The sequence below is a fragment of the Dokdonella sp. genome, assembly GCF_039926425.1.
Classification (GTDB): domain Bacteria; phylum Pseudomonadota; class Gammaproteobacteria; order Xanthomonadales; family Rhodanobacteraceae; genus Dokdonella_A.
Window position 1 is genome coordinate 1 of sequence record NZ_JBDSWZ010000087.1, and the last position, 23261, is coordinate 23261.

The 23261-nt window shown below is 62.5% G+C and carries 25 protein-coding genes; 18 read left to right on the top strand and 7 right to left on the bottom strand.

What is annotated here, in order from left to right:
* From ABIV12_RS05495 to rph, 4 genes are all read right to left on the bottom strand, one after another.
* The coding region (locus tag ABIV12_RS05495) for a CPXCG motif-containing cysteine-rich protein (RefSeq protein WP_348057161.1) at positions 1 to 148 on the bottom strand (148 nt) is incomplete at its 3' end.
* Positions 149 to 242: 94 nt separating this feature from the next.
* Complete coding sequence (hemW, locus tag ABIV12_RS05500) at positions 243 to 1424, bottom strand: radical SAM family heme chaperone HemW (RefSeq protein WP_348057060.1); 1182 nt, start codon at positions 1422 to 1424, stop codon at positions 243 to 245.
* Between the two features lie 37 nt (positions 1425 to 1461).
* The gene (gene rdgB, locus ABIV12_RS05505; protein WP_348057062.1) at positions 1462 to 2052 is read right to left on the bottom strand and encodes an RdgB/HAM1 family non-canonical purine NTP pyrophosphatase; all 591 of its coding nucleotides are present in this window, start codon (positions 2050 to 2052) and stop codon (positions 1462 to 1464) included.
* Positions 2053 to 2098: 46 nt separating this feature from the next.
* Positions 2099 to 2857, bottom strand: coding sequence for a ribonuclease PH (gene rph, locus ABIV12_RS05510; protein WP_348057064.1), 759 nt, complete (start codon positions 2855 to 2857; stop codon positions 2099 to 2101).
* A gap of 89 nt (positions 2858 to 2946) precedes the next feature.
* Between rph and ABIV12_RS05515 the strand changes: the two genes are divergently transcribed.
* From ABIV12_RS05515 to ABIV12_RS05545, 7 genes are all read left to right on the top strand, one after another.
* Positions 2947 to 3810 carry a YicC/YloC family endoribonuclease gene (locus ABIV12_RS05515; protein ID WP_348057066.1) on the top strand — a complete coding sequence of 288 codons (864 nt, stop codon included), beginning with the start codon at positions 2947 to 2949 and terminating at the stop codon, positions 3808 to 3810.
* Complete coding sequence (gene gmk / locus ABIV12_RS05520; protein ID WP_348057068.1) at positions 3807 to 4448, top strand: guanylate kinase; 642 nt, start codon at positions 3807 to 3809, stop codon at positions 4446 to 4448. The genes ABIV12_RS05515 and gmk overlap by 4 nt, the downstream gene beginning before the upstream one ends.
* Positions 4449 to 4570: 122 nt before the next feature.
* Positions 4571 to 5416: an ATP-binding cassette domain-containing protein gene (locus ABIV12_RS05525; RefSeq protein ID WP_348057163.1), complete on the top strand. Its 846-nt coding sequence runs from the start codon at positions 4571 to 4573 to the stop codon at positions 5414 to 5416.
* On the top strand, positions 5413 to 6195 hold the full coding sequence (gene mlaE, locus ABIV12_RS05530) for a lipid asymmetry maintenance ABC transporter permease subunit MlaE (protein WP_348057070.1): 783 nt from the start codon (positions 5413 to 5415) through the stop codon (positions 6193 to 6195). The genes ABIV12_RS05525 and mlaE overlap by 4 nt, the downstream gene beginning before the upstream one ends.
* Positions 6196 to 6274: 79 nt before the next feature.
* On the top strand, positions 6275 to 6823 hold the full coding sequence (gene mlaD, locus ABIV12_RS05535) for an outer membrane lipid asymmetry maintenance protein MlaD (RefSeq protein WP_348057072.1): 549 nt from the start codon (positions 6275 to 6277) through the stop codon (positions 6821 to 6823).
* A 17-nt stretch (positions 6824 to 6840) separates the two neighbouring features.
* The gene (locus ABIV12_RS05540; RefSeq protein ID WP_348057074.1) at positions 6841 to 7491 is read left to right on the top strand and encodes an ABC transporter substrate-binding protein; all 651 of its coding nucleotides are present in this window, start codon (positions 6841 to 6843) and stop codon (positions 7489 to 7491) included.
* Positions 7488 to 7796, top strand: coding sequence for an STAS domain-containing protein (locus ABIV12_RS05545; protein WP_348057076.1), 309 nt, complete (start codon positions 7488 to 7490; stop codon positions 7794 to 7796). The genes ABIV12_RS05540 and ABIV12_RS05545 overlap by 4 nt, the downstream gene beginning before the upstream one ends.
* Before the next feature lie 18 nt (positions 7797 to 7814).
* Here ABIV12_RS05545 and ABIV12_RS05550 read toward each other — a convergent pair whose 3' ends face one another.
* Complete coding sequence (locus ABIV12_RS05550; protein ID WP_348057078.1) at positions 7815 to 8642, bottom strand: VacJ family lipoprotein; 828 nt, start codon at positions 8640 to 8642, stop codon at positions 7815 to 7817.
* Positions 8643 to 8867: 225 nt separating this feature from the next.
* Between ABIV12_RS05550 and rpoZ the strand changes: the two genes are divergently transcribed.
* From rpoZ to ABIV12_RS05585, 7 genes are all read left to right on the top strand, one after another.
* Positions 8868 to 9161, top strand: a complete 294-nt coding sequence (gene rpoZ / locus ABIV12_RS05555) for a DNA-directed RNA polymerase subunit omega (protein WP_348057165.1) — start codon at positions 8868 to 8870, stop codon at positions 9159 to 9161.
* Positions 9162 to 9261: 100 nt separating this feature from the next.
* Positions 9262 to 11391, top strand: coding sequence for a bifunctional (p)ppGpp synthetase/guanosine-3',5'-bis(diphosphate) 3'-pyrophosphohydrolase (locus ABIV12_RS05560; RefSeq protein ID WP_348057080.1), 2130 nt, complete (start codon positions 9262 to 9264; stop codon positions 11389 to 11391).
* Between the two features lie 81 nt (positions 11392 to 11472).
* A complete protein-coding gene (locus ABIV12_RS05565) occupies positions 11473 to 11856 on the top strand; it encodes a RidA family protein (protein ID WP_348057082.1) in 384 nt (127 codons plus the stop codon).
* Positions 11857 to 11900: 44 nt separating this feature from the next.
* Positions 11901 to 14015: an ATP-dependent DNA helicase RecG gene (recG, locus tag ABIV12_RS05570; RefSeq protein WP_348057084.1), complete on the top strand. Its 2115-nt coding sequence runs from the start codon at positions 11901 to 11903 to the stop codon at positions 14013 to 14015.
* 27 nt (positions 14016 to 14042) lie between these two features.
* Positions 14043 to 14990: a nucleoside hydrolase gene (locus tag ABIV12_RS05575; RefSeq protein ID WP_348057086.1), complete on the top strand. Its 948-nt coding sequence runs from the start codon at positions 14043 to 14045 to the stop codon at positions 14988 to 14990.
* A gap of 91 nt (positions 14991 to 15081) precedes the next feature.
* A complete protein-coding gene (locus ABIV12_RS05580; RefSeq protein WP_348057088.1) occupies positions 15082 to 15324 on the top strand; it encodes a type B 50S ribosomal protein L31 in 243 nt (80 codons plus the stop codon).
* Between the two features lie 281 nt (positions 15325 to 15605).
* Positions 15606 to 16898: a citrate synthase gene (locus tag ABIV12_RS05585; RefSeq protein ID WP_348057090.1), complete on the top strand. Its 1293-nt coding sequence runs from the start codon at positions 15606 to 15608 to the stop codon at positions 16896 to 16898.
* A 12-nt stretch (positions 16899 to 16910) separates the two neighbouring features.
* Here ABIV12_RS05585 and ABIV12_RS05590 read toward each other — a convergent pair whose 3' ends face one another.
* On the bottom strand, positions 16911 to 17537 hold the full coding sequence (locus tag ABIV12_RS05590; protein ID WP_348057092.1) for a hypothetical protein: 627 nt from the start codon (positions 17535 to 17537) through the stop codon (positions 16911 to 16913).
* Positions 17537 to 20053: a penicillin-binding protein 1A gene (locus tag ABIV12_RS05595; RefSeq protein ID WP_348057094.1), complete on the bottom strand. Its 2517-nt coding sequence runs from the start codon at positions 20051 to 20053 to the stop codon at positions 17537 to 17539. The genes ABIV12_RS05590 and ABIV12_RS05595 overlap by 1 nt, the downstream gene beginning before the upstream one ends.
* A 247-nt stretch (positions 20054 to 20300) precedes the next feature.
* On the opposite strand from ABIV12_RS05595, the gene ABIV12_RS05600 reads away from it, so the two are divergent.
* The 4 genes from ABIV12_RS05600 (at position 20301) to ABIV12_RS05615 (ending at position 23249) form a co-directional block, all read left to right on the top strand.
* Positions 20301 to 21359: a pilus assembly protein PilM gene (locus tag ABIV12_RS05600; protein WP_348057097.1), complete on the top strand. Its 1059-nt coding sequence runs from the start codon at positions 20301 to 20303 to the stop codon at positions 21357 to 21359.
* Between the two features lie 65 nt (positions 21360 to 21424).
* Positions 21425 to 22030 carry a PilN domain-containing protein gene (locus tag ABIV12_RS05605; RefSeq protein WP_348057102.1) on the top strand — a complete coding sequence of 202 codons (606 nt, stop codon included), beginning with the start codon at positions 21425 to 21427 and terminating at the stop codon, positions 22028 to 22030.
* Positions 22027 to 22719 carry a type 4a pilus biogenesis protein PilO gene (pilO, locus tag ABIV12_RS05610; RefSeq protein WP_348057104.1) on the top strand — a complete coding sequence of 231 codons (693 nt, stop codon included), beginning with the start codon at positions 22027 to 22029 and terminating at the stop codon, positions 22717 to 22719. The genes ABIV12_RS05605 and pilO overlap by 4 nt, the downstream gene beginning before the upstream one ends.
* A gap of 2 nt (positions 22720 to 22721) precedes the next feature.
* Positions 22722 to 23249, top strand: a complete 528-nt coding sequence (locus ABIV12_RS05615; protein WP_348057106.1) for a pilus assembly protein PilP — start codon at positions 22722 to 22724, stop codon at positions 23247 to 23249.
* Positions 23250 to 23261: the final 12 nt, after the last annotated feature.

A 23261-nucleotide genomic window follows, 5' to 3' on the forward strand; every position in this document is an offset into this window, starting at 1 on the left:
CGTCGTCGCCGACCCGGACACTCACCTCGATCGGTCGGCAGCAGACAGCGCAGTCCTCGATGTAGCGGGATGATCCTTCCGACAGATCGGCCTGCGTTTCGAACGACTCGCCGCAATACGGGCAGTGAAGAACGATGGGAGTGATCATGATCGGAAGCGGGTGCGCGGCGGATAGGCCCGTCACGATACCCGATGGTTCGTGGCCGGGCACTCACACGTCGTCAGCCCGATCAATGCGGTTTTCAAGCCTTCCCCGGACGATCCGGCAGAAACAGGCCGATCACGTCGTTGAGAAACCGCCGACCGAGTTCGGTCGCGACGATGCGCTCGGGGTCGTCGCTGATCCAGCCGCGTTTACGCGCCGATCGCAGTGCATCGGCGATGGCGCTTGAATCCATTCCGCATCGCTCGACGAACAGACGGAGATCGACCCCGGCGTTCAGCCGCAGCGCATTCATCATGAATTCGAACGGGCGCTCGGCCGCGTCGACCGGATTCAATGTGCCGGCCGGTTCGTCCCGTGCGGCGCGCTCGAGATAACTGCGCGGCAGTTTGACTTTGGCGGTGCGCACGATGGTTCCGCGATCCACGTCTGTCAGCTTGCCGTGGGCGCCGGCACCGATGCCGAGGTAATCCCCGAACTGCCAGTAGTTGAGGTTGTGGAGGCTGTGCCGGCTGTCTTTGGCATACGCCGACACCTCGTACTGCGCAAAGCCGGCGACCGACATGCGCTCCTGACAGGCGTCCTGCATGTCCCATGCGCTGTCTTCGTCGGGCAGAGGAGGTGGCCGCGATGCGAACAGCGTGTTCGGTTCGAGGGTCAGCTGATAGTGGGAGAGGTGCGTCGGCTCGAGCGAGATCGCGCGCTCGACATCGTCCAGTGCCTGAGCCAGTGTCTGTTCCGGCAGCGCGTACATCAGGTCCAGATTGATGTTCGAGTAGCCAGCATCCTGTGCGTCGCGGATCGCGCGTTCGGCGTCGCTGGCCGAGTGGATGCGCCCGAGTCGTGCGAGCTTGGAATCGTCGAAGCTCTGCACGCCGAAGCTGAGGCGCGACACGCCGGCGCGAAGGTACTGGTCGAATCGCCCGTGTTCGACGGTGCCCGGATTGGTCTCAAGCGTCACTTCGATACCGTCGGGAAGCGCGAGTCGCAATCCGACACCATCGAGAATGCGCGCGATCGCATCGGGCGCGAACAAGCTCGGCGTGCCGCCCCCGAAAAAGATGCTGTGCAGCGGTCGGCCGGCGACTGCACCCGCGAAGGATTCGATGTCGCGATCAAGATCGGCCAGCAGGGCGTCGACGTAGGCCTGCACCGGCAGCTCGCCATTCTGCGCGTGCGAATTGAAATCGCAGTACGGACACTTCTTCACGCACCATGGAATGTGAATGTAGAGGGACAGCGGCGGGGCAATGATGGACATGCCGGTATTGTAGGTGCGGCGTGCCAGCGCGTCGGGGCTACCCGCCGATCCGCTCGCGCAGGCCAGCCAGCGCCTGGCCGCGATGGCTCACCCGGTTCTTTGTCGACGCGTCGAGTTCGCCAGCACCGAGGTTCGTTGCCGGATCGAAGAAGATCGGGTCATAACCGAACCCTCCATGCCCCCGCACGGCGTGCAGGATGCGACCGGCCCAACGACCTTCTGCAATCAGCGGCGCGGGATCCGCAGCGGAAGCCAGCAAGACGATCGAGCAATGGAAATGCGCCGTACGGCGATCTTCGTCGACGCCGTGGAGTGCGGAAAGCAGCTTTGCGATGTTCGCGGCCGCGTCGCCATGCGCGCCGGCGTAACGGGCGGAATAGAGCCCGGGCGCGCCACCCAACACGTCCACGCAGAGGCCGGAATCATCCCCGAGTGCGGGAAGGCCGGAATTCGCCGACGCGTGACGCGCCTTCAGCACTGCGTTTTCGACGAACGTCGTTCCGGTTTCCTCGGCGTCGCAGATACCGAGGTCCGACTGCGCAATCAGCTCGACGTCGAGGCCGGCCAGGATCGCGCGCATCTCGGTCAGTTTGCCGGCGTTGCTGCTGGCGAGAACGATTCGGCGCATGGTCGCGGTCGTCGAATGCCGGAACTGGAAAAGCGCGACAGCGCGGTCACGCGCCGGCCAACGCCTCGCGCTGTTTCACGCACAATTCCGCAATGCCCTTGCTGGCGAGCGCGAGCAGCGCGTCGAGTTCATCGCGGCGAAATGCATGACCCTCAGCGGTGCCCTGCAATTCGATGAACCCGCCGCCATCGTTCATCACCACGTTCATGTCGGTGTCGCACGCCGAGTCCTCTGCGTAGTCGAGGTCGAGCACCGGCATTCCCTTGTGGATGCCGACGGACACCGCCGCAACCGAGCCGAAGATCGGATCACGCTTGATCTGGTTGCGCGACTTGAGCCAGCTGATTGCATCGACGAGCGCGACATACGCGCCGGTGATCGCGGCCGTGCGCGTGCCGCCGTCGGCCTGCAACACGTCGCAGTCGAGCGTGATCGTGCGTTCGCCGAGCGCGTGGCGATCGATGCATGCGCGCAAGCTGCGTCCGATCAGGCGCTGGATTTCCATCGTCCGTCCGCCCTGGCCACCTCGCGCAGCTTCGCGCTGGGTCCGGCTCCCGGTCGCGCGCGGCAACATGCCGTACTCCGCGGTCACCCAGCCCTCACCCTTGCCGCGCAGGAATGGCGGCACCTTTTCCTCGACACTCGCGGTGCACAGCACTTGCGTATCGCCGAAGCAGACCAGCACCGAGCCTTCGGCGTGGCGGGTGAAGCGACGCTGGATGCTCACGCAGCGCAATTCGTCGGGCGCGCGTCCGGAAGGTCGGGCGTTCGCGTTCGTGGTGGAAGTCGGAGAGGCCGAAGTCATGCAGAGAAACCCGTCATGCGAGGATTTGCTTTGGCAAATGGGCCGTGGAGCTTACCATTGCGCCCCCTTGGCCTTCGTGGAACTTGTCGATGCTGCGTAGCATGACCGCCTTTGCCAGCGCCGAAGCCGATACCGGGCACGGCACTCTCGCGATCGAGTTGCGCTCGGTCAATCATCGCTACCTCGAGTTCGGCCTGCGCCTGCCCGAGGAATTGCGAAGCCTGGAAGCCGTGGTGCGCGAGCGCGTCGCCGCCAGGCTGTCGCGAGGCAAGGTCGATCTCGGAATGCGGTTCAAGGCAGCGGTTGCCGATGCGTCGGCCATCAAGGTGGACGAGGCGCTGGTGACACGGCTTGCCGACACGGCGCAGTCGCTTGCGGCACGGTTCCCTCAGCTCAACGTGGATTTCACCTCGTTGCTGGGCTGGCCCGGCGTTTTGCTCGATCGCGACACCGACCAGGAGTTTCTGCGCGACGCGGCACTCAAGCTGCTCGACGACGCGCTGGACGACATGGTTGCGACGCGCGCGCGCGAAGGCGAGCGACTCGGAGGCTTCATGCGCGAACGGCTCGACGGCATGGAACGCATCGTTGCCGACGTGCGCACGTTTCTGCCCGAAATCCGCGCCGCGCTGCGGGCGCGATTCGATGCGAAGCTGGCGGAACTCAAGATGCCACTCGAGCCCGGTCGGATCGAGCAGGAAGTGGTGCTGCAGGTGCAGCGCATCGACGTGGACGAGGAGCTGGATCGACTCACGGCGCACATCGCCGAGGCGCGGCGCATCTTCGGTCTGAAGGAAGCAGTCGGTCGCCGCCTCGATTTCCTCATGCAGGAATTCAATCGCGAAGCGAACACCCTCGGCTCCAAGTCCGCCGATTCGCGCACCACCAACGCTGCGGTCGAGCTCAAGGTGCTGATCGAGCAGATGCGCGAGCAGGTCCAGAACCTCGAATGAGCGGAACGCTTTTCATCGTTGCGGCGCCGTCCGGCGCCGGCAAGACGAGTCTCGTGCACGCGCTGTTGGAACGGGAGCCGGGCATCAGCCTCTCGGTGTCGTACACCTCGCGCATGCCGCGTCCTGGCGAAGTCGATGGCCGGCATTACCACTTCGTGTCGCGCGAGGTATTCGAGCACATGGCCGGCGCCGATGCGTTCTACGAATACGCAAGCGTGCACGGCGACCTGAAGGGCACTGCGCGCAGTGCTGTTGAACCGATCCTTTCGCAGGGCCGCGATGTGCTGCTGGAGATCGACTGGCAGGGGGCCAGGCAGATCCGCGCGAAGCTGTCGCAGGGTCCCGTGTCGGGTCGGCCGGATTTCGTCAGCGTCTTCATCCTCCCCCCTTCCCGTGCCGAGCTTGAAAGGCGACTGCGCACGCGCGCGTCCGATCACGCCGACGCGATCGCGCGGCGACTGGTCGACTCGCGCCTGGAGATCGCCCATGCCGCGGATTTCGATTTTCTCGTGATCAACGACGATTTCGCCGATGCGCTGACCGATCTGCGATCAATAGTGTGTTGCCAGCGCTTGCGCCGAAGCGCGCAGCTTGCGCGGCACGCAGCGCTGATCGACGATCTGCTGAAGGCCGATTGAATGCGCATGGCGCCCGTGTGCAGCCGCCGCCCACCTTCGGCTAAGGTAGCTCGCCGCTCCCTGGAGCGAACCGGCACGCGGCACCGTCGAACCCGAACCACGAGCCTAGCCCAGTGACCGATATCCATCCGCCAGCATCGACGACCGAAGCCGCCCTCGTGCAGGTGCGCGGCTTGCAGACCGTGCTCGGCGGAAAGACGATCTTCGATGGCCTCGATCTCGATATTCCGCGCGGCAGGATCGTTGCGATCATGGGCCCGAGCGGGACCGGCAAGACCACCCTGCTGCGCCACATCACGGGTCAATTGATGCCGGATGCGGGAACAATCCGTGTCGATGGCCAGAACGTACCGTCGCTTTCGCGCAATGCTCTGTTCGAGCTGCGCGAGAAGATCGGTTTCCTGTTCCAGAACTCGGCTTTGCTGACCGATTTCAGCGTGTTCGAGAATGTCGCGTTTCCGCTGCGCCAGCATCTGAAACTGCCGGAGGAACTCGTTCTCAACATCGTGCTGACCAAGCTGCAGGCCGTGGGCCTGCGCGGCGCAGCGGACCTGATGCCGAGCGAACTGTCCGGCGGCATGGCACGCCGGGTTGCGCTGGCGCGGGCGATGATCCGTGATCCGATGCTGATTCTCTACGACGAGCCTTTCGTCGGGCTCGATCCGATCGCGCTCAACCAGGTGCTTCGCCTCATTCGCACCTTGAATGAGACACTCGGCATCACCAGCATCCTGGTCGCGCACGAACTCGCCGCGGTTGCACGCGCTGCCGACCTCGTCTATCTGATCGCTGCGGGCAAGGTCGTCGCCCGCGGCACCCCTGCGGAACTCGCCCGCGGCGAGTCGGCGTGGACGAAACAGTTCTTCGGCGGCGAATCGGATGGCCCCGTACCCTTCCAGTATCCGGCACTCGACTACGCGACAGAGCTGGGTTTTCCTGCGACAACGAACGTGCGGGGTGCCGCATGAACGCCGTGCGCAAGGATCCTCCCGAACAGTCTTCGATGATTGGCAATGCACTCGCGCAGATCGGCGCCTGCGGCTTGTTCCTGCTGCAGATTCTGGCAGCGATTCCAAAAAGCCTTCGTCATGTCCGCGAGACGATTCGGCAGATCTGGTTCGTCGGTGCAATGAGTCTCGTCATCATCATGACGTGCGGATTGTTCGTCGGCATGGTGCTCGGTTTGCAGCTGTATTACGTGCTCTCGATCTTCGGCGGCACCGCCGCGCTCGGCACGGTCGTGTCGCTGTCGCTGTATCGCGAGTTGGGTCCGGTCGTCACCGCGTTGTTGTTCGCAGGACGTGCAGGCACCTCGATCACGGCCGAGATCGGCCTGATGCGTGCAACCGACCAGCTGTCGGCGATGGAGATGATGGCGGTCGATCCGCTCGCCTATGTCGCCGCGCCGCGCTTTCTCGCGTGCATCGTCGCAATGCCGCTGCTCGCCTGCGTGTTCAACGCCATGGGCATCCTCGGCGCGCACTTGATCGGCGTCACCTGGCTCGGACTCGATAACGGCACCTTCTGGTCGAACATGACCTCCAGCGTGGATGTCTGGAAGGATGTGATCAACGGGACGTGGAAGAGCACGGCATTCGGTGCAGTCATCGCCCTCATTGCAGTTTTCCAGGGCTACACCACGCCACCGACCAGTGAAGGCGTCGCTTACGCGACGACGCGGACGGTGGTGTCCTCTTCGATCGTCGTGCTGGCGATCGACTTCGTCATGACCGCATTCTTGATGTAGACCGATCCCGACTGCGCGGGCCATGCCTGGCCTTCGCTTCCGGCGTCTCGTCCACCCGAAAGGCCACAGGACTCTCCAGATGACCCAACGACGTTCGTACCAGATCGGCACTGGACTCTTCATCCTGCTCGGGTTTGTCGCGCTTGCGTATCTAGCGACGCAAACCACCTCGCTCGCGAATTTCCGACAGGGCGCGAGCTACGTGTTGAATGCGCGTTTCACCAACATCGGGCAGTTGAAACTGCGGGCGCCGGTGAAGCTTGCAGGTGTGCGCATTGGTTCGGTCGAGTCGATCGAGGTGGATCCGGCCAAACTCGATGCGCAGGTGCGCATCTCGATCGACAACCGCTACAACAATCTCCCTGACGATTCCGCGGCCGCAATATTCACCAGCGGTTTACTCGGCGACCAGTACGTTGGGATCCAGCCGGGAGGGTCGCCCGACATGTTCAAGGACGGCGACGAGTTCATTCTCACGCAGTCCTCGATGCAGCTCGAAGATCTGATCGGAAAATTCCTGGTCAACGGTTCTCCGCAAAAATCCGCCGATGCGCCGCCCGCAACGGCGCCGGTTGCGGACAAGCCAGCCAGCGAACCCACCAGCACCACACCTGATCCAAAGCACTGAATCCAAGGAGTGACACCATGCTTTTGCGTACCATCGCGCTCGCACTCGTTTTTTCTTTCGGAATCGCATCGGCACCGAAGGCGCGTGCTGATGTGCAGACGCCAGATGCCGTCGTGCAGGGGATTGCGGACGAGCTCGGAAAGGCCATTGTCGGTCACAAGGACGAGCTCAAAGCCGACCGTGACAAGCTGATCAAGATCATCGACGGCATTTTGCTGCCGAGATTCGACATCGATTACGCATCGATCCTGGTCCTTGGCCAGTACGCGCGCACGGCCACGCCGGAGCAGCGTGCACGTTTCGCGAAGGCGTTCTACAACTCGATTGCCCACCGTTACGCCGAAGGTCTGCTCAACTACACGCGTGGCGCCGTGCGGGTGCTCCCGACCAAAGGCGAAATGAGTGACAAGCGGACGATCGTTCGTACCGAAGTGGTTCTGGACGATGGCAAGAAGCTCGCTGTCGACTACGCATTCCGAAAGACGCGCGAAGGAGAGTGGAAGGCGTATGACGTGGTGATCGAGGGCATTTCGTACATCACCAATTACCGCAACCAGGTCGGTGCTGAAATCCAGAAGTCCAACCTCGACGCATTGATCAGCCGCCTGGAAACACAGGGCGACAAGGTGCTCGATTCGATGGAGCACGATCAGAAGGGCGGTCAGTGACATTGCCTGCGCTGCGGATCGAGCGCAGCGACGCCAGTCACGCGAGAGTGACTGGCCGTCTCGGCTTCATCGAAGCGCCGGCCGCTTTTGCGCGTAGCGAAGAATTGCTGAATGGCGCGGCAAGCGAAATGTCCGTTGATGTCGCCGGCGTCGAAGCCGTGGACAGTGCAACCCTCGCAGTACTGCTGGCCTGGGCCGCACGGGCGCAAACGGACGGGAAACGGATCCGCTACACAGGCGTGCCTGTCGGGCTGCGCGCACTCGCCCACTTGTGCGACGCCGAACCGATGCTCGGCATCGCCTGATCCATCAACGCCGCTGGATCAGTGCTGGTCGTTCGTCGTGCCAGCACCCTGTTTCTTTTCATAGGCATGCTGTTCGTCGAGCAGCTTGTCCACGTCCATGTCGCCGGTGCCCTGCAACTGGTCGGTCACCTCGGCTGGCGGGGTTCCGTCATAAATGTCGTACAGACGTCGTTGCCGGTACGCATCTCGATAAAAAACGTATGGATCATAGATGCCGTCGAGGAGGCCTTCGGCATCGATTCCGCGCGCCCGCAGCGTGATGAGATACAGGATCGAGGGAAATTCCTCCGCATGCAGCCGCAGATCGTGATCCTTGGCATACCAGGAAAGCGGATCGAAGTAGCTGTCGACGGGAAGACGCAAGACGTCCCGCGCGCTGCTGGGACCGATGAGTGGCAAGACCAGAAACGGACCCTCGGGTAATCCCCACTTCGCGAGCGTGACGCCGAAGTCTGTATCGTCCGGAGGCAGTTTGAGTTCGCTTGCCGGATCAAAAAGCCCGGCGAAACCCACCGTGGAATTGATCACAAACCGCCCGGTGTTGTGCAGGGCGGCCTTCGGTGCCACCTGCAGGACGTCGTTGACGATCGTGATCGGCATCCGCGCGTTGGCGAAGAAGTTCGACACGATGCGTCGCATGTCGGACGAGGTGATCTTTCGATACCCCGCGGCGACGGGTCGGATGACAGCCTTGTCGGCCGCATCGTTGAACTTGTAGACCTTGCGGTTGAATCCTTCCCACGGATCGTCGTTCCGGGGTTTGGCGATGGTGCAACCGGCAAGCAAAAGGACGCTCAGGGCAATCAGGCCTGCACGAAGCTGGCGCTGGATGGTTTTGGATTGCATGGGTCGTTATTTTTTCTCTGGGGCGCGCGGACGAAATCGACCGCGGCAGCTGGCTATCCCTTCCGCGCCACAAGGCTACGCGAAAGCGGGGTCCGCGTGCACGCCATAAGTGTGCTCCAACGACCTGCGACCGAACGCGCGATTGCGCTGCACAAGAGCGGCGCGCTACAATCCGCCCTTGCTAAAGCCATGAATTGGCTTCAATTTTGTTTCGGAGAGGGATGCATGGCCCGTATCACCGTAGAAGATTGCCTGAAAGTCGTCGACAACCGCTTCGAGCTCGTGCTGATGGCGACCAAGCGCGCCCGGCAGCTGGCAAAAGGAGCGACGTCCGCGGTCGAGGTCCACAACGACAAGCCGACGGTGCTTGCCCTGCGCGAGATTGCCGAGCGGAAGGTGGATCAAAAGTTGATCGACGAGATCGACAAGCAGGAACGCGAAAAGGCCGAACGCGAGGCGCTGGAGTGGGCCGCCGCGGAAGTGGACGACGATCTGGGCAAGGGCGGCGACGACCTCTGATGGCTCTGAGCTGGCGCCAGTGCCTTGACGACGGGGCGGCCTGAGAGGCTGCCCGGGCACCATGGCCACGACCGCGCCCGAGCAGAAAAGGGTGCCGGCGGTGAGCCAGCCTCCCGCCGACGTGCGTGCGCTCGAGCATCAACTCGCCGCCTACCTTCCGGCTGAGCAGGTCGCGCGAGTCCGCAAGGCCTACGAAATCGGTGCCAACGCCCATTCCGGCCAGACCCGCAAGAGCGGCGAGCCGTACATCACGCATCCGGTCGCTGTGGCGAGCATCCTTGCCGAACTCGGGATGGATGCCGAAACGATCATTGCCGCGATTCTGCACGACACGCTCGAAGATACGGAACTGAGCGCCGAGCAGATCGGCGCCGACTTCGGGCCGGTGGTGATCGAGCTGGTCGACGGGGTCACCAAGCTCGACAAGGTGCGCTTCCGCAATCGCCAGGAAGCGGCGGCGGAGAGTTTCCGCAAAATGCTTCTCGCGATGGCGCGCGACTTGCGCGTCATTCTCATCAAGCTCGCCGACCGGCTGCACAACATGCGGACGCTCGGCTCGATGGAGGCCGACTCGCGTCGCCGCATCGCGCGCGAGACGCTCGACATCTACGCACCGATCGCCCAGCGCCTCGGCATGAACCGCTTCAAGTCCGAGTTGCAGGATCTCGGCTTTCGCGCGCTGTATCCCGATCGCCATCGCGTCATCGCGGAACGGATCCGCGCCGTGCTCGGCAATCGCCGTGAAGCGATGGCACGCATCGAAGTTGCGTTGAATACGCGCCTTGCAGCCGAGCAGATCGCGCATCGCGTGGTCAGCCGGATCAAATCGCCTTACAGCATCTACACGAAGATGCGCAGCGAAAACAAATCATTTGCGCAGGTCATGGATGTCTACGGCTTGCGCATCGTCGTCGACAGCGCAGCGCACTGCTATCACGCGCTCGGTTCCGCTCACGGTCTGTACAAACCGCTGGAAGGCCGGTTTCGGGACTTCATTGCAATTCCAAAGGCGAATGGCTACCAGTCGCTGCATACGGTGTTGTTCGGACCGTTCGGCGCGCCGATCGAGATCCAGATCCGCACCGAGGAGATGGACGCGGTCGCTGAACGCGGCGTCGCTGCCCACTGGGTGTACAAGACGGAGACGTCGCCCTCCAACAGTGCGCAAACGCGCGCACGCGAATGGGTGTCGAACCTGATGGACCGGCAGTCCGACATGCCGTCCTCGCTGGAGTTCATCGAGAACGTCAAGATCGACCTGTTTCCGGATGAGGTCTATCTCTTCACGCCGAAGGGGCAGATCCTCGCACTGCCGCGCAATGCGACGGCGCTCGATTTCGCGTATTTCGTGCACACGGATGTCGGCGACCATGCAGTGGCCGCACGTGCCGATCGCAAGCTCGTTCCGCTGCGCACGCCGCTGGCGAGCGGGCAGACGGTCGAGATCGTCACCGCGCCGTCCGCGACACCGAGCCCGCAATGGCTCGACTGGGTCGTTTCGGGACGTGCGCGGACCGCCATCCGTCATCACCTCAAGCGCCTGCAACACGAGGATGCGGTCGACTTCGGTCATCGCATGCTCGATCGCGCGCTGGACCTGCAGGGAATGTCGCTGGAGGCGATTCCGCATGCCGCGCTCGATCGCTACCTGACCGAGCACAAGTTCAAGCGGCTGGAAGAACTTCTCGCCGACATCGCACTGGGCAATCGCGTCGCGGACACTGTCGCGCAGGCGCTGCTGTCCGGTCAGGGCGAGTCGACGCGGGCGTCGCGGCTTCGCGGACACGAAAAAATCATGATCACCGGGGCCGAGCGGGGCGTGCTGAGTTTCAGCAACTGCTGCCACCCGCTTCCGGGCGACAACATCATGGGATACCTGTCCGCGGGCAAGGGGATCGTGGTGCATCGCGACGAGTGTCCGAACGTGCCGGAATTGCGCAAGTCGCCGGAGCGCTGCATCGAGATCGCGTGGGACGACAGCGTGCAAGGCGACTACAAGGTCGAGTTGCGCATCGAGGTGACCAACAAACCGGGTGTGCTGGCGCAGGTTGCCGCTGCGATCGCCGAGGCCGGCTCGAACATCGAGAACGTCGAATACAAGGAACGCGATGCGATGACCGCGACGATGCTCTTCACGATCGAAGTGCAGAACCGCAAGAGTCTTGCCGACGTGATGCGTCGCGTGCGGCGATTGCACGTCGTCACCGCAGTGCGACGTCATCCGGTCTGACGCGAATCGGCGTTGCCGAACGGAATACCGGGTCGCCGCCGTTTGCTATCCTGCCGAACCCTTTCCCGATTCCGGACGGCCATGTCCCGCACGATCATCCACAGCGACCACGCGCCCAAGGCGATCGGCCCCTATTCCCAGGCCGTGCGCAGCGGCAACACGCTGTACCTGTCCGGCCAGATTCCGCTGGTTCCGTCGACCGGTGAACTGGCAGCCGGCGACATCTCGGCGCAGACACAGCAGGTGTTCGAGAACCTGAAAGCGGTGCTCACTGCGGCAGGCGCTTCATTCGATCATGTCGTACGCGTCGGCGTCTATCTCACGGACCTCGGAAATTTCGCTGCGGTCAACGAGGTGATGAAGCGCCATTTCAGCGAACCGTATCCTGCCCGCTCGACCATTGGCGTCGCCGCGTTGCCACGCGGAGCCGCAGTGGAGATCGATCTCGTCGCGACGTTCGACTGAGCAGTGCGCGCGGCGCGTTCGGGCCATCGATCGAGACGCCCCGCATGCCTCGTTCCGCACCGCGTCAGTCCAGTGAACGATCCACGGATTCGGGGTCTGCGCCAGTCTCGTCCCTGAGCGGCGTCGGGCCCGCGCTCGAGCACACGCTTGCGCGAATCGGCATCGCCTGCGTGCAGGATCTGTGGTTCCACTTGCCGCTGCGATACGAGGATCGCACGCGCATTACAGCCATCCGCGATTTGCGCATCGGCGAAAGCGCCCAGGTCGAAGGAATCGTCGAAGCCGTCGAACGCGGTTTTCGGTTTCGCCCGCAGTTGCGCGTCGCGGTCGGGGATTCTTCCCAGTCGACGTTGACGCTGCGGTTCTTCCATTTCAATCGCGCCCAAGCGGAACAGCTCGCTCCCGGAACGCGTGTTCTATGCTTTGGCGAAGTCCGCCACGGTGCGCAGGGTCCGGAGATGGTGCATCCGGAATACAAACGTGTTTCCGGCACACTCGCAGCGCTGCCCGAAGAACGCCTCACTCCCGTCTATCCGACCACCGAGGGCCTGGGGCAGAAGCGTCTCGCCAGCGTCATTGAACGATCGCTCGCGAGCCTGCCCGAATCGGGCGTGCTGGAACTGATTCCGGAGGCGTTGCGCGCGCCGCTGCACTTCGCATCGTTGCGGGATGCGCTGTTGACCGTGCATCGACCGTCGGCCGACGCGGACATCGCGGCGTTGATGGCCGGACGTCATCCGGCCCAGCAGCGTCTGGCGTTCGAGGAATTGCTGACCCACCATCTGAGTCTGAAGCGTCTGCGCGCGCAGGTTCGACGACATGCCGCACCTGCATTCGACGGCGACGGAGCGTTGCGAACGGCCTTCAGGGCGGAGCTTCCTTTCGCATTGACGGGCGCCCAGCAGCGCGTCGTGGCGGACATCGAAGGCGATCTACGCAAGCCCGTGCCGATGTTGCGGCTTGTTCAAGGGGATGTCGGCTCCGGGAAGACCGTGGTGGCGGCCATGGCTGCTCTCTCCGCGATTGAAGCGGGCTGGCAGGCAGCGCTCGTTGCGCCGACCGAGTTGCTCGCAGAGCAGCATTGGCGCCTGTTCCAGAAGTGGCTGCAACCGCTGGGTGTTGAACCGGTGTGGCTGGCCGGCAAGGTGACAGGCCGATCGCGCGACGTGGCACGCGCTGCAGTGGCAGCCGGCGCTCCGTTGGTGATCGGCACGCATGCGCTGATGCAGGAAGGTGTCGTGTTCAAGCGATTGGGACTTGCGATCATCGACGAGCAGCATCGATTCGGTGTGCACCAGCGGCTCAGCCTGCGCGACAAGGGGCGCGCCGGTGACAGCGTTCCGCATCAACTCGTTCTTACGGCGACGCCGATTCCGCGAACCCTGGCGATGACGGCGTACGCCGACCTCGATGTGTCGGTCATCGACGAACTTCCGCCGGGTCGCACGCCCGTACAGACGGTCGCGATCTCGGCGGCTCGCCGCATCGAAGTGATCGAGCGCATCCGCGCTGCGTGCGCCGAAGGACGCCAGGCGTACTGGGTATGCACGTTGATCGAGGAGTCCGAGCAACTGGAAGCGCAGGCCGCAGAGGTGGCTTTCGCCGAGCTCACCGCGGCGCTTCCGGAGTTGAGCATCGGTCTGGTGCATGGCCGGTTGAAGGCGAAAGAAAAACAGGCCGCCATGGAGTCGTTCAAGTCCGGTGCGCTCCGCGTGCTGGTCGCGACCACTGTGATCGAGGTTGGCGTGGATGTGCCGAACGCGAGCTTGATGGTGATCGAGAACGCGGAGCGGCTCGGATTGGCACAGCTGCATCAGCTGCGCGGACGTGTCGGCCGCGGCAGCGCGGCATCGAGCTGTGTGCTGCTGTATCAGCCGCCGTTGTCGCAGGCCGCCCGCGCCCGGCTCGCGGTCATGCGCGAAACCAGTGACGGTTTTCGCATCGCCGAAAAGGATCTGGAGCTTCGCGGTCCGGGCGAACTGCTTGGCACGCGCCAGACCGGGCAGCTCGAATTCCGCGTCGCCGACCTCGCCCGGGATGCGGGGTTGCTGTCTTCGGTCCAGGCGGTTGGTGAAGTCCTTGCGCGCGACCATCCGGATTTGGCCGAACGACTGATCGCGCGCTGGATCGGCAGCGCAGCTCGATTCGCTGGAGCCTGATGTCGTGACGGTCATGAAGGAGTGGACGTGCCAGCGCCGGAATTGTTGATCGACACGGACCCGGGCGTGGACGACGCTCTGGCGATCCTGATGGCGCATGCGAGCGCGAACGTCGTGGCTCTGACGATTGCCGCAGGCAATGTCGGGCTCGCGCACACTGTTGGAAATGCGTTGAACCTGATCGATCGTGTCGGTGCCGAAACTCCGGTATTCGCCGGCTGCTCGGTGCCACTTGTTTTTCCTGCGGACGACGCGGGGTTCGTGCACGGTGCAGACGGGTTTGGCGACACCGGCGGCCTTCCGTCACGGCGAACCGCAAGCGCTGAACACGCGGCCATGGCCATCGTCCGTCTGGCAAAAGAGCGTCCGGGAGAGCTCACCCTGGTCGCGCTGGCGCCACTGACCAACATTGCGTTGGCACTGCGTCTCGATCACGCGTTGCCGACGCGGATCAAGCGACTTGTCGTGATGGGCGGTGCAGTGAATGGCCGTGGCAATACGCATCGGGCGCCAGCCGAGTTCAACATCGGCTTCGATCCCGAATCGGCGCACATCGTATTCTCCGAGTGGCCGGCTTTTGATCTGGTCGACTGGGAGGCCTGCATGCGGCATGCGATCGGATTCGCACGCTTCGACGATCTGCTTGGCAGCGGAGACGCGCGAGCCCGTTTCTATACCGCGATCTCGCGCAAGGCGCACGCCTTCAGTCTTTCGCATGAACGATCCGGAATGATTCTCGCCGACGCGCTGGCCATGGCCGTGGCGCTCGATCCGGCAATCGTGACCCGGTCCGAGCGGCACCATGTTGCGATCGAAATGAGTGGACATCTCACACGGGGAGCAACGGTCGTCGACTGGGACAACCGGCTCGGCCAGCGCGCAAACGCAAACATCGTGCTCGATGTCGACCGGCACCGATTCGAGGAACTCGTTGCGTGCGCGCTGGGCGCACGGGAAGCGCCGCCGAGCCGATGAAGCCGGGCTGTGGTCGAACTTGCGTGCCCCATGCGGCGCAGGATAAACTGCCGCTCTTTTATCCCGCCGACTCCGCGGATCAGGACCCACCATGAAAGCCGATATCCATCCGAACTACAAGCCGGTCGTGTTCCAGGACATTTCCAGCGATTTCTCGTTTCTCACCCAGTCGACCATGTCCAGCAAGGACAAGATCAAGTGGGAAGACGGACAGGAATATCCGCTGATCAAGGTGGAAATTTCCAGCCACTCGCACCCGTTCTTCACCGGCAAGCAGAAGATCGTCGACACCGCGGGTCGCGTGGACAAGTTCCGCCGCCGCTACGCGAAGTAACGACGCGGGTCACTCGCCGCATCGCGCGGCGACGACAGCAGCATTCCCAGACACCGGCCCGAATGGCCGGTGTCTGCGTTTGCGCGCAACGCTCGGCGTGACGTGCGATTTCACTGCCGCGCAGCATCCCCGTCTCTGGAGTCAAGCACTGCGCGTGCGGATGTTGCCGTGCAATAATTATGCATTGGCCGTGCATGATCATGACGGCCCCCAACGCATTTCTCGTCTGCCGCTTGCCGCGATGATTCGCGGGGCCGCCGTCCGCAGCAAGGAGTTACGCCGTGTCCGACAAAACCGTCCAGCTCACCGATTCCGCCACGAACAAGAGCAGCACGTTCCCGGTCGTGACAGGCACTCTGGGGGATCCGGCGATCGATATCGCACGGCTCAACAAGGAGACCGGCTATTTCACGTTCGATCCGGGCTTCGGGTCGACCGCCGCGACGCGTAGTGCGGTCACCTTCATCGATGGTGACGCCGGTGTATTGCTGTATCGCGGTTACCCGATCGAGCAGCTGGCCCAGCAGTCCAACTTCCTCGAAGTTGCGTACCTGCTGATCAATGGCGAACTCCCCGACACGGCGAAGATGTCGGCGTTCGAAGACGAGGTGACGCATCACACGATGATGCATGAGTCGCTGAAGAACTTCCTTCATGGCTTCCATTACGACGCGCATCCGATGGCGATGCTGTGCGCCTCCGTCGCATCGTTGTCGGCGTTCTACCACGACACCCTCGACATGAACGATCCGGAGCAGCGCCGATTGGCGGCCATCCGGCTGATTGCCAAGGTGCCGACGATCGCGGCGGCGGCGTATCGGTATTCGATCGGCTGGCCGGTGCGCTATCCGCGCAACAATCAGGACTACGTCACGCGTTTCCTGCACATGATGTTCGAAGTGCCGAGCGAACCACTTGAGCTCAATCCGGTCGCCACCAAGGCGCTCGATCTGCTCTTTATCCTGCATGCGGATCACGAGCAGAATGCGTCGACGTCAACCGTTCGACTGGTCGGTTCCACCGGAGCGAATCCGTACGCGTGCGTCGCGGCAGGCATCGCAGCGCTTTGGGGCCCCGCGCACGGCGGCGCGAATGAAGCGGTGCTGAAAATGCTCGGCGAGATCGGTGACTCGAAGAACGTCAGCAAGGCGGTCGACAAGGCGAAGGACAAGAACTCCGGATTCCGCCTGATGGGTTTCGGTCATCGCGTCTACAAGAATTTTGACCCGCGCGCGACGATCATCCGCGAGATGTGCCACAAGGTACTGGCCGATCTCAAGGTCAGTGATCCGCTTCTGGATGTCGCGCTCGAACTCGAACAGGCGGCACTGAAGGACGACTACTTCATCGAGCGCAAGCTGTATCCAAACGTCGATTTCTATTCCGGGCTGATCTACAAGGCGCTGAAGATCCCGACCGAGATGTTCACGGTGATGTTCGGCATCGCGAGGACTGCAGGGTGGGTCGCTCACTGGCTCGAACAGCATCTCGATCCTGAGACCCGCATTGGTCGCCCGCGCCAGATCTACACTGGCGCACCGCAACGCGATTACGTGGAACCGTCGAAGCGCTGAGTTTCCGTCCGGTCAAGCCCGATCTTCGAGCTTGATCAACAGGTCGAGTGCCGCCGCCGTCGCGCGCTGCATCGGCTTCTCGCTGATGCGGTCGAGCGGTGCCTGGCGAAGGATGTCGTAGGGCAACAAGGTCAGGTCGATCGGCGTGCCGTCGGCGCTGAACTGCAGCACCGTGAAATCCTGCGCCGTGTCGCGATCGAGCCTCAGGCGCCGGCTTCGTTCTTCGTACGGGATCCCGCTTTCGCGCAGCTGGGCGATGACATCGGCATGCTGGTCCGAGTAGAGATGAAGACACACCGCTGAATGTTCATCGGCGGTTCCTTCAAGCACCGCGCCGACCAGCCTGGGTTCGTGACGCGCCAGAAAGCGCATCGCTTCGCGCGCCACTTCGCGCAACTGCTTCACGCTGCGCGTGTGCGCACTCCGCTGAAAAAGGCGCTGATGTTCCCGGAGCGCATCCTCGACCTCGCTGTTCTTCGGAAGACTGGCCTCGTCGAACACTCCGAGTCGGGTGGCCGCCTTCTGCTTGGCGTGGCCATAGTCGCGCAGGCCGCTTTCGCTCATCAGCCGCGCTGCTTCGAGCGCGATGCGGCGCCGGGTTTCCTGGACATGTGGATCATTGCCGCGCCGCGAGGCCATCAGAACACGTCGTAGGCTTCGCGCTGCTCGCCATTGGGGTCATCGGTCTGCTCCGGCTGGGTCGCAAGACGCGTCGCATCCTCCGCCTTCATCACCTCGAGGATCGCGCCGGGATCACCTGACGCCGCCAGCAGTCCACTGCCCGGATCGATGCGCACCCGAGTGATTCCGGGCGGCATGTCGAACGGCTGCTCGGGAACGTCCTTCAGCGCAACGCGCATGAAGTCGATCCAGATCGGCAGCGCCGCCTTTGCGCCGAATTCGCCTCTGCCGAGCGAGCTGAAGTCGTCAAATCCGACCCAGCAACTGGCAACGAGCTTGGCGTTGTATCCGGTGAACCACGCGTCGCGGTGATCGTTGGTCGATCCGGTCTTGCCAGCGAGGTCGTTGCGCTTGAGAACCATGGCTGCCGAGCCCGTCCCGCGACGAATGACGTCGCGCAGCATGGAGGTCATCAGATACGCGTTGCGTGCATCGATCGCCCGGGGCGCAAGATGCGGCTGCGCGGCTGCTTCAGCGGTCGCTGGCGTATCCGCCTTGGCCGTACCCATCGGGTTCATTGCGCTTGCAGCACCGGTTGGACGCGCAGGGAGTCCGGCGTCCGCCTGGCCGCGTCCGCTGCAACTCGCACAGGCGACGACAGGGTCCGCGCGCCAAACCACTTTGCCGTCACGGTCGACGATCTCCCTGATCATGTACGGATCGATCAGGTAGCCGCCATTGGCGAATACGGCGTAACCGCGCGCCATCGCAAGTGGCGCGACGGCGGCGGTGCCGAGAGCCATCGACAGATTCTCCGGAATCTGGTCGAGCGTGAGGCCGAAGCGCGTGATGTATTCGCGACCGTAGCGGACGCCGATTGCATCGAGCAGGCGGACCGATACCAGGTTGACCGATTTGACGAGTGCCTCGCGCAGGCGCATGGGACCCTGGAAGGCGTCGTCGTCGTTCTTCGGCGACCACATGCCGTCGGGCTTGGAAGGGTCGGGGAACTGGACTGGCGCATCGTTGAGGACCGAAGCAGGCGTGAACCCGCGCTCGAACGCAGCCGAATAAAGGAACGGCTTGAATCCGGAACCGGGCTGTCGGGCGGCTTGGGTTGCGCGGTTGAATTTGCTGCGCTGGAAGCTGAGTCCACCGACCATGCTCTCCACTGCGCCATCGTCCGGATTCAACGCCACCATCGCGGCTTCCGCTGCAGGGATCTGAGTGAGCTTCCACTCATTCCTCGCGCCCTCGGCTTTCTTCTCACCCTCGGCTTTCTTCTCCCCCTCGGCTTGCTTGTCGCCCTCGGCATGCGCGAGCCGCACGATGTCACCTGGCTTGAACAACTCGGCGAGGCTCTTGGAGCTCCCGCGTTTCGCCCAGGCGATCGATACCGGATCGAGCATCGTGGTGTGGTTGTCGCCGAGGTAGAGAGTGACGCCTTCCTTGCCGCTCGCAGTGACGAGTGCAGGCTCCAGTCCGGCCACCGAGCGGTAGTCCGCAAGCGTGTCGTCCCAATCGGATCCATTGGAAGCGGGCGCCAGGTCGATATGGGCTTCCGCACCGCGGTAGCCATGGCGCTGGTCGTAGCTCATCAACGCTCCGCGCAATGCGCGCGTTGCGCCTTCCTGCTGCACCGAATCAAGCGTCGTCTTGACCACGTAGCCATCGGTCAGCGCGTTGTTGCCCAAACGCTCGATCGCCTCGAGTCGCACGAGCTCCGCAAAATACTGTGCATCGACTTCGACCGGAGCCTCGTGTGCCTGGGCAAGATCGGGTTGATTGAGCGCGTCCGCGTGTTCCGCCGGGCTGATGAAGTGGTTCTCCAGCATCCGTCCAAGCACATAGCCGCGGCGCTCCAGGGCGCGTTGCGGGCGGCTCAGCGGATTGCCCGTCGACGGAAACTTGGGGATCGATGCCAGCATCGCGCACTCCGCCAGCGTCAGCTGGTCGAGCGTCTTCCCATAGTAGAACTCGGCAGCTGCGACAATCCCGTAGGAGCGGTGGCCAAAGAAGCTCTTGTTGAGGTAGAGCGCCAGAATTTCGTCCTTCGTCAGCGCGCCTTCGATCCGGAACGCGAGGAAGATTTCCGACAGCTTGCGCGTGTAGCTGACCTCGGAACTGAGGAAGAACATTCGCGCGACCTGTTGCGTGATCGTGCTTCCGCCTGCCACATGCTTGCTGCCGGTCGTGACAGTCAGCCACACGGCACGCGCGATTCCGCCGATGTCGATTCCGCGGTGAGAGTAGAAGTCCGCGTCTTCGGCCGCGAGGAACGCGTTCTTGAGGCGCTCCGGCACGTCCTCGATGCGCACGGGCGTGCGCTTGGTTTCGCCGAACGTGGCGATCAGCTTGTCATCGGCAGATCTCACCCGCATCGGCACCTGGAGGCGCACGTCCTTGAGGGTGTCGACAGACGGCAGGCGTGGCGAGATCAGCCAGTAGGCGGTGCCAAGAGCGATTGTGCCCAGCAGGACGCCGGCCAGCGCGAGGTAGAGCGCATAGCGCAGCAAACGAAGAAATAAGGTCATGCGGCGGGACTTGTGATGCCAGTCAAGGTATGCACCGTAAGTATCGGAGTATATAGGGTATGTGATTGCACGATACAGCAGTCACTCTCCCGTCGGGGCGGCGACTGGGGTGCCGAGTGAGACGCAAGTCTCTGTCCGGCATCGAATTTGAAATTGTTGTGGACAGCCGTTGAAAAACCGTTAATGATCGTATTTAATGTAACGGCGCATCTTTCGCTCGTAAGGGCGCGTGGGAAGGGGAAAAAGTGTGGGCCTATTCACACCAAAAGCGCCGCCGTTGATCGGCGTCGACATCAGTTCGACCGCAGTCAAGCTGCTTCAGCTCGTGCAGGTCGGTGGTCGTTATCGCGTTGAACACTACGCGGTGGAGCCGCTGCCGCCGAACGCGGTCGTCGAGAAAAACATCGTCGAGGTCGAGGCGGTGGGTGATGCGATCCGTCGCGCGCTCAGTCGTTCCGGTGCCAAGACCAAGTTTGCCGCCGCCGCCGTTGCGGGGTCGGCCGTGATCACCAAGGTGATCCCGATGCCGGGCGACCTGTCGGAAGACGACATGGAAGCGCAGATCCAGATCGAGGCAAACCAGTACATTCCCTATCCGATTGAGGAAGTGAGCCTCGACTTCGAGGTGCTGGGTCGCGTCAAGGACAACCCGGACATGGTCAACGTCCTGCTCGCGGCATCGCGAACCGAGAACGTCGACCTGCGCATCGCAGCGCTCGACCTCGGGGGCCTCGGCGCCAAGGTGATGGACGTCGAAGCGTTTGCGATGGAAAACGCGTTCAAACTCATCTCCGACCAGCTATCGGTTCCGAAGGATGCGGTCGTCGCGGTCGTCGACGTCGGCGCAACCATGACCACGCTGATCGTGCTCAAGAGCCAGCGCACCATCTATTCGCGCGAGCAGGTCTTCGGCGGGAAGCAGTTGACCGACGAAGTGATGCGCCGCTACGGGCTCAGCTACGAAGAAGCAGGTCTTGCCAAGCGGCAGGGCGGATTGCCGGAATCGTACGAAGTCGAGGTGCTGGAGCCTTTCAAGGAAGCGATGGTCCAGCAGATCAGCCGTCTCCTGCAGTTCTTCTTCGCCGGCAGCGAATACAGCCGCGTCGATCAGGTGGTGCTCGCGGGTGGTTGTGCCGCCATTGCCGGCGTCGCCGACATGGTCGAGGAACACCTCGGCGTTCCATGCATCGTTGCCAATCCGCTGGCCGACATGACGCTCTCTGGTCGGGTGCAGGCGCAGACGCTTGCCCAGGACGCACCGGCCTTGATGATCGCCTGCGGTCTCGCTCTCAGGAGTTACGACTGATGGCCAACATCAACCTTCTGCCGTGGCGCGCCGACCGGCGCAAGCAGCGCGAGCGCGAGTTCTACATGATGCTGCTCGGCACGGCCGTAGCGGCAGCGGCGATTTTGCTGGTCGCAATCCTGTGGATGGGACAGCTGATCGACAACCAGGATTCGCGCAACGCCTATTTGCAGGGCGAGATCAAGAATCTCGACAAGCAGATCGAAGAAATCAAGGAACTCGACAAGCAGCGCTCCGCACTGCTGACCCGCAAGGAAATCATCGAGCAACTTCAGTCGAACCGGTCGCAAATGGTGCATTTGTTCGACGAGATGGTGAAGACGATTCCCGATGGTGCGCGCATGGGAACCATGAAGCAGCTTGGAGAAGTGTTGACCATCGAAGGAGTGGCGGAGTCGAATTCGCGCGTTGCCAGCTACATGCGCAATATCAACGTGTCGCCCTGGATGGGTCACAGTGATCTGAAGAAGATCGAAAACCAGTCCGATTTAAAGGATGCCGAAAAAAAGTTGCCGTACGCGTTCTCGCTTGACGTCCAGCTGCGTACACCCAAGGCGGATCAGGAAGTGAATGAAGAGGGCACATCGGTGCCAGCGCCGTCAGTCACCGAAGGCCAAAATTCTCCCGTCACAGCCAAACCGGCAACTTCGAGTGCAGGGGAGCAGAAATGAGCTTCTTCGCAGATCTTCGCAATCTCGATCGCAACAACATTGGTGCATGGCCGAAGTCGGTCAAGGTTTTCTTCGCAAGCCTGATCGTTATCGCTATCTTTGCACTCGGCTGGTATTTCAAGATCAGTACGCAGCAGGACGATCTCAAAGCTTCTGAAAGGAAAGAGATTTCACTCAAAAAGGATTTTGCCGACAAACAGGCCAAGGTCGTCAATCTCGAGCCGTATCGGAAGCAACTGGCAGACATGACGGCGATGCTGCAGACGATGCTTCGGCAATTGCCGAGCAAGACTGAAATGCCGGATCTTTTGAACGACATTACACAAGCGGCGCTTGGTGCAGGCATCGAAACGGAGCTGTTCCAACCGGGTGCGGAACTCATGAAGGACTTCTACGCCGAGAAGCCCATCCAGTTGAAGATGCGCGGAACCTACCACCAGTTTGGCACGTTCATCAGCAACGTCGCCTCGTTACCGCGTGTTGTCATCCTCACGATGCACGATGTTTCGCTGCGACCCTTCAAGGCAGTGACTCCGAGTACTCAAGGTGCAAGCGCGGCCGGTTCCGAGTTGCTTTTGGAGGGAACCGTGAAGACATACCGTTATCTGGACGACGACGAGCAAGCGACGGCGAAACAGGCTGCAGATGCCAAGAACCCCGGCGGCAAGCCGGCGGCGGGAGCGAAATGAGCATGAAAACTTCCCTCGCCTCGGCTCGTAGTTGCGCGGTGATTGTCATATTGCTGCTCCTCGTAGCCTGCACACCGAGCGAGGACCCGAGGCAATGGGTCGCGCGTGAGAAGGCCAAAAAGGGTCAACCGTTACAGCCGCTGCCGGTCATCAAGACGTTCGAGACCTTCATCTACAAGGATCAGGATCTTCGTGACCCGTTTGCGCTGAGTGCGGAAGAACAGCAGCAGAGTGCCAGCAACGGTCCGCAGCCAGACCAGAACAGGCCGCGCGAACCGCTGGAGTCATTTCCACTCGACGGACTGAAAATGTCCGGAACATTGGGAGTGGCCAAGAAGATCGAAGGGCTGGTGCGCGACCCGGACGGCGTCGTTCACCGCATACATGTCGGTAACTATCTGGGCCAGAACTACGGCCGCGTCACCGCCGTCGAAGAGGACCGTATCGATCTGGTTGAACTCGTTCCGAACGGAGCCGGTAGCTGGATGGAACGGCAAGCGACGATTGCCCTGGACGACACCAAGAAATGATCGCTTCATTGG

Bases quoted from the DNA above. Each gene is read 5' to 3' on its own strand.
- mlaE (WP_348057070.1), top strand. From the start codon at position 5,413: ATGAACGCCGTGCGCAAGGATCCTCCCGAACAGTCTTCGATGATTGGC.
- hemW (WP_348057060.1), bottom strand. From the start codon at position 1,424: ATGTCCATCATTGCCCCGCCGCTGTCCCTCTACATTCACATTCCATGG.
- ABIV12_RS05580 (WP_348057088.1), top strand. From the start codon at position 15,082: ATGAAAGCCGATATCCATCCGAACTACAAGCCGGTCGTGTTCCAGGAC.
- rpoZ (WP_348057165.1), top strand. From the start codon at position 8,868: ATGGCCCGTATCACCGTAGAAGATTGCCTGAAAGTCGTCGACAACCGC.
- ABIV12_RS05550 (WP_348057078.1), bottom strand. From the start codon at position 8,642: ATGCAATCCAAAACCATCCAGCGCCAGCTTCGTGCAGGCCTGATTGCC.
- recG (WP_348057084.1), top strand. From the start codon at position 11,901: ATGCCTCGTTCCGCACCGCGTCAGTCCAGTGAACGATCCACGGATTCG.
- ABIV12_RS05515 (WP_348057066.1), top strand. From the start codon at position 2,947: ATGCTGCGTAGCATGACCGCCTTTGCCAGCGCCGAAGCCGATACCGGG.
- ABIV12_RS05595 (WP_348057094.1), bottom strand. From the start codon at position 20,053: ATGACCTTATTTCTTCGTTTGCTGCGCTATGCGCTCTACCTCGCGCTG.
- gmk (WP_348057068.1), top strand. From the start codon at position 3,807: ATGAGCGGAACGCTTTTCATCGTTGCGGCGCCGTCCGGCGCCGGCAAG.
- mlaD (WP_348057072.1), top strand. From the start codon at position 6,275: ATGACCCAACGACGTTCGTACCAGATCGGCACTGGACTCTTCATCCTG.
- rph (WP_348057064.1), bottom strand. From the start codon at position 2,857: ATGACTTCGGCCTCTCCGACTTCCACCACGAACGCGAACGCCCGACCT.
- ABIV12_RS05565 (WP_348057082.1), top strand. From the start codon at position 11,473: ATGTCCCGCACGATCATCCACAGCGACCACGCGCCCAAGGCGATCGGC.
- ABIV12_RS05605 (WP_348057102.1), top strand. From the start codon at position 21,425: ATGATGCTGCTCGGCACGGCCGTAGCGGCAGCGGCGATTTTGCTGGTC.
- rdgB (WP_348057062.1), bottom strand. From the start codon at position 2,052: ATGCGCCGAATCGTTCTCGCCAGCAGCAACGCCGGCAAACTGACCGAG.
- pilO (WP_348057104.1), top strand. From the start codon at position 22,027: ATGAGCTTCTTCGCAGATCTTCGCAATCTCGATCGCAACAACATTGGT.
- ABIV12_RS05590 (WP_348057092.1), bottom strand. From the start codon at position 17,537: ATGGCCTCGCGGCGCGGCAATGATCCACATGTCCAGGAAACCCGGCGC.
- ABIV12_RS05615 (WP_348057106.1), top strand. From the start codon at position 22,722: ATGAAAACTTCCCTCGCCTCGGCTCGTAGTTGCGCGGTGATTGTCATA.
- ABIV12_RS05540 (WP_348057074.1), top strand. From the start codon at position 6,841: ATGCTTTTGCGTACCATCGCGCTCGCACTCGTTTTTTCTTTCGGAATC.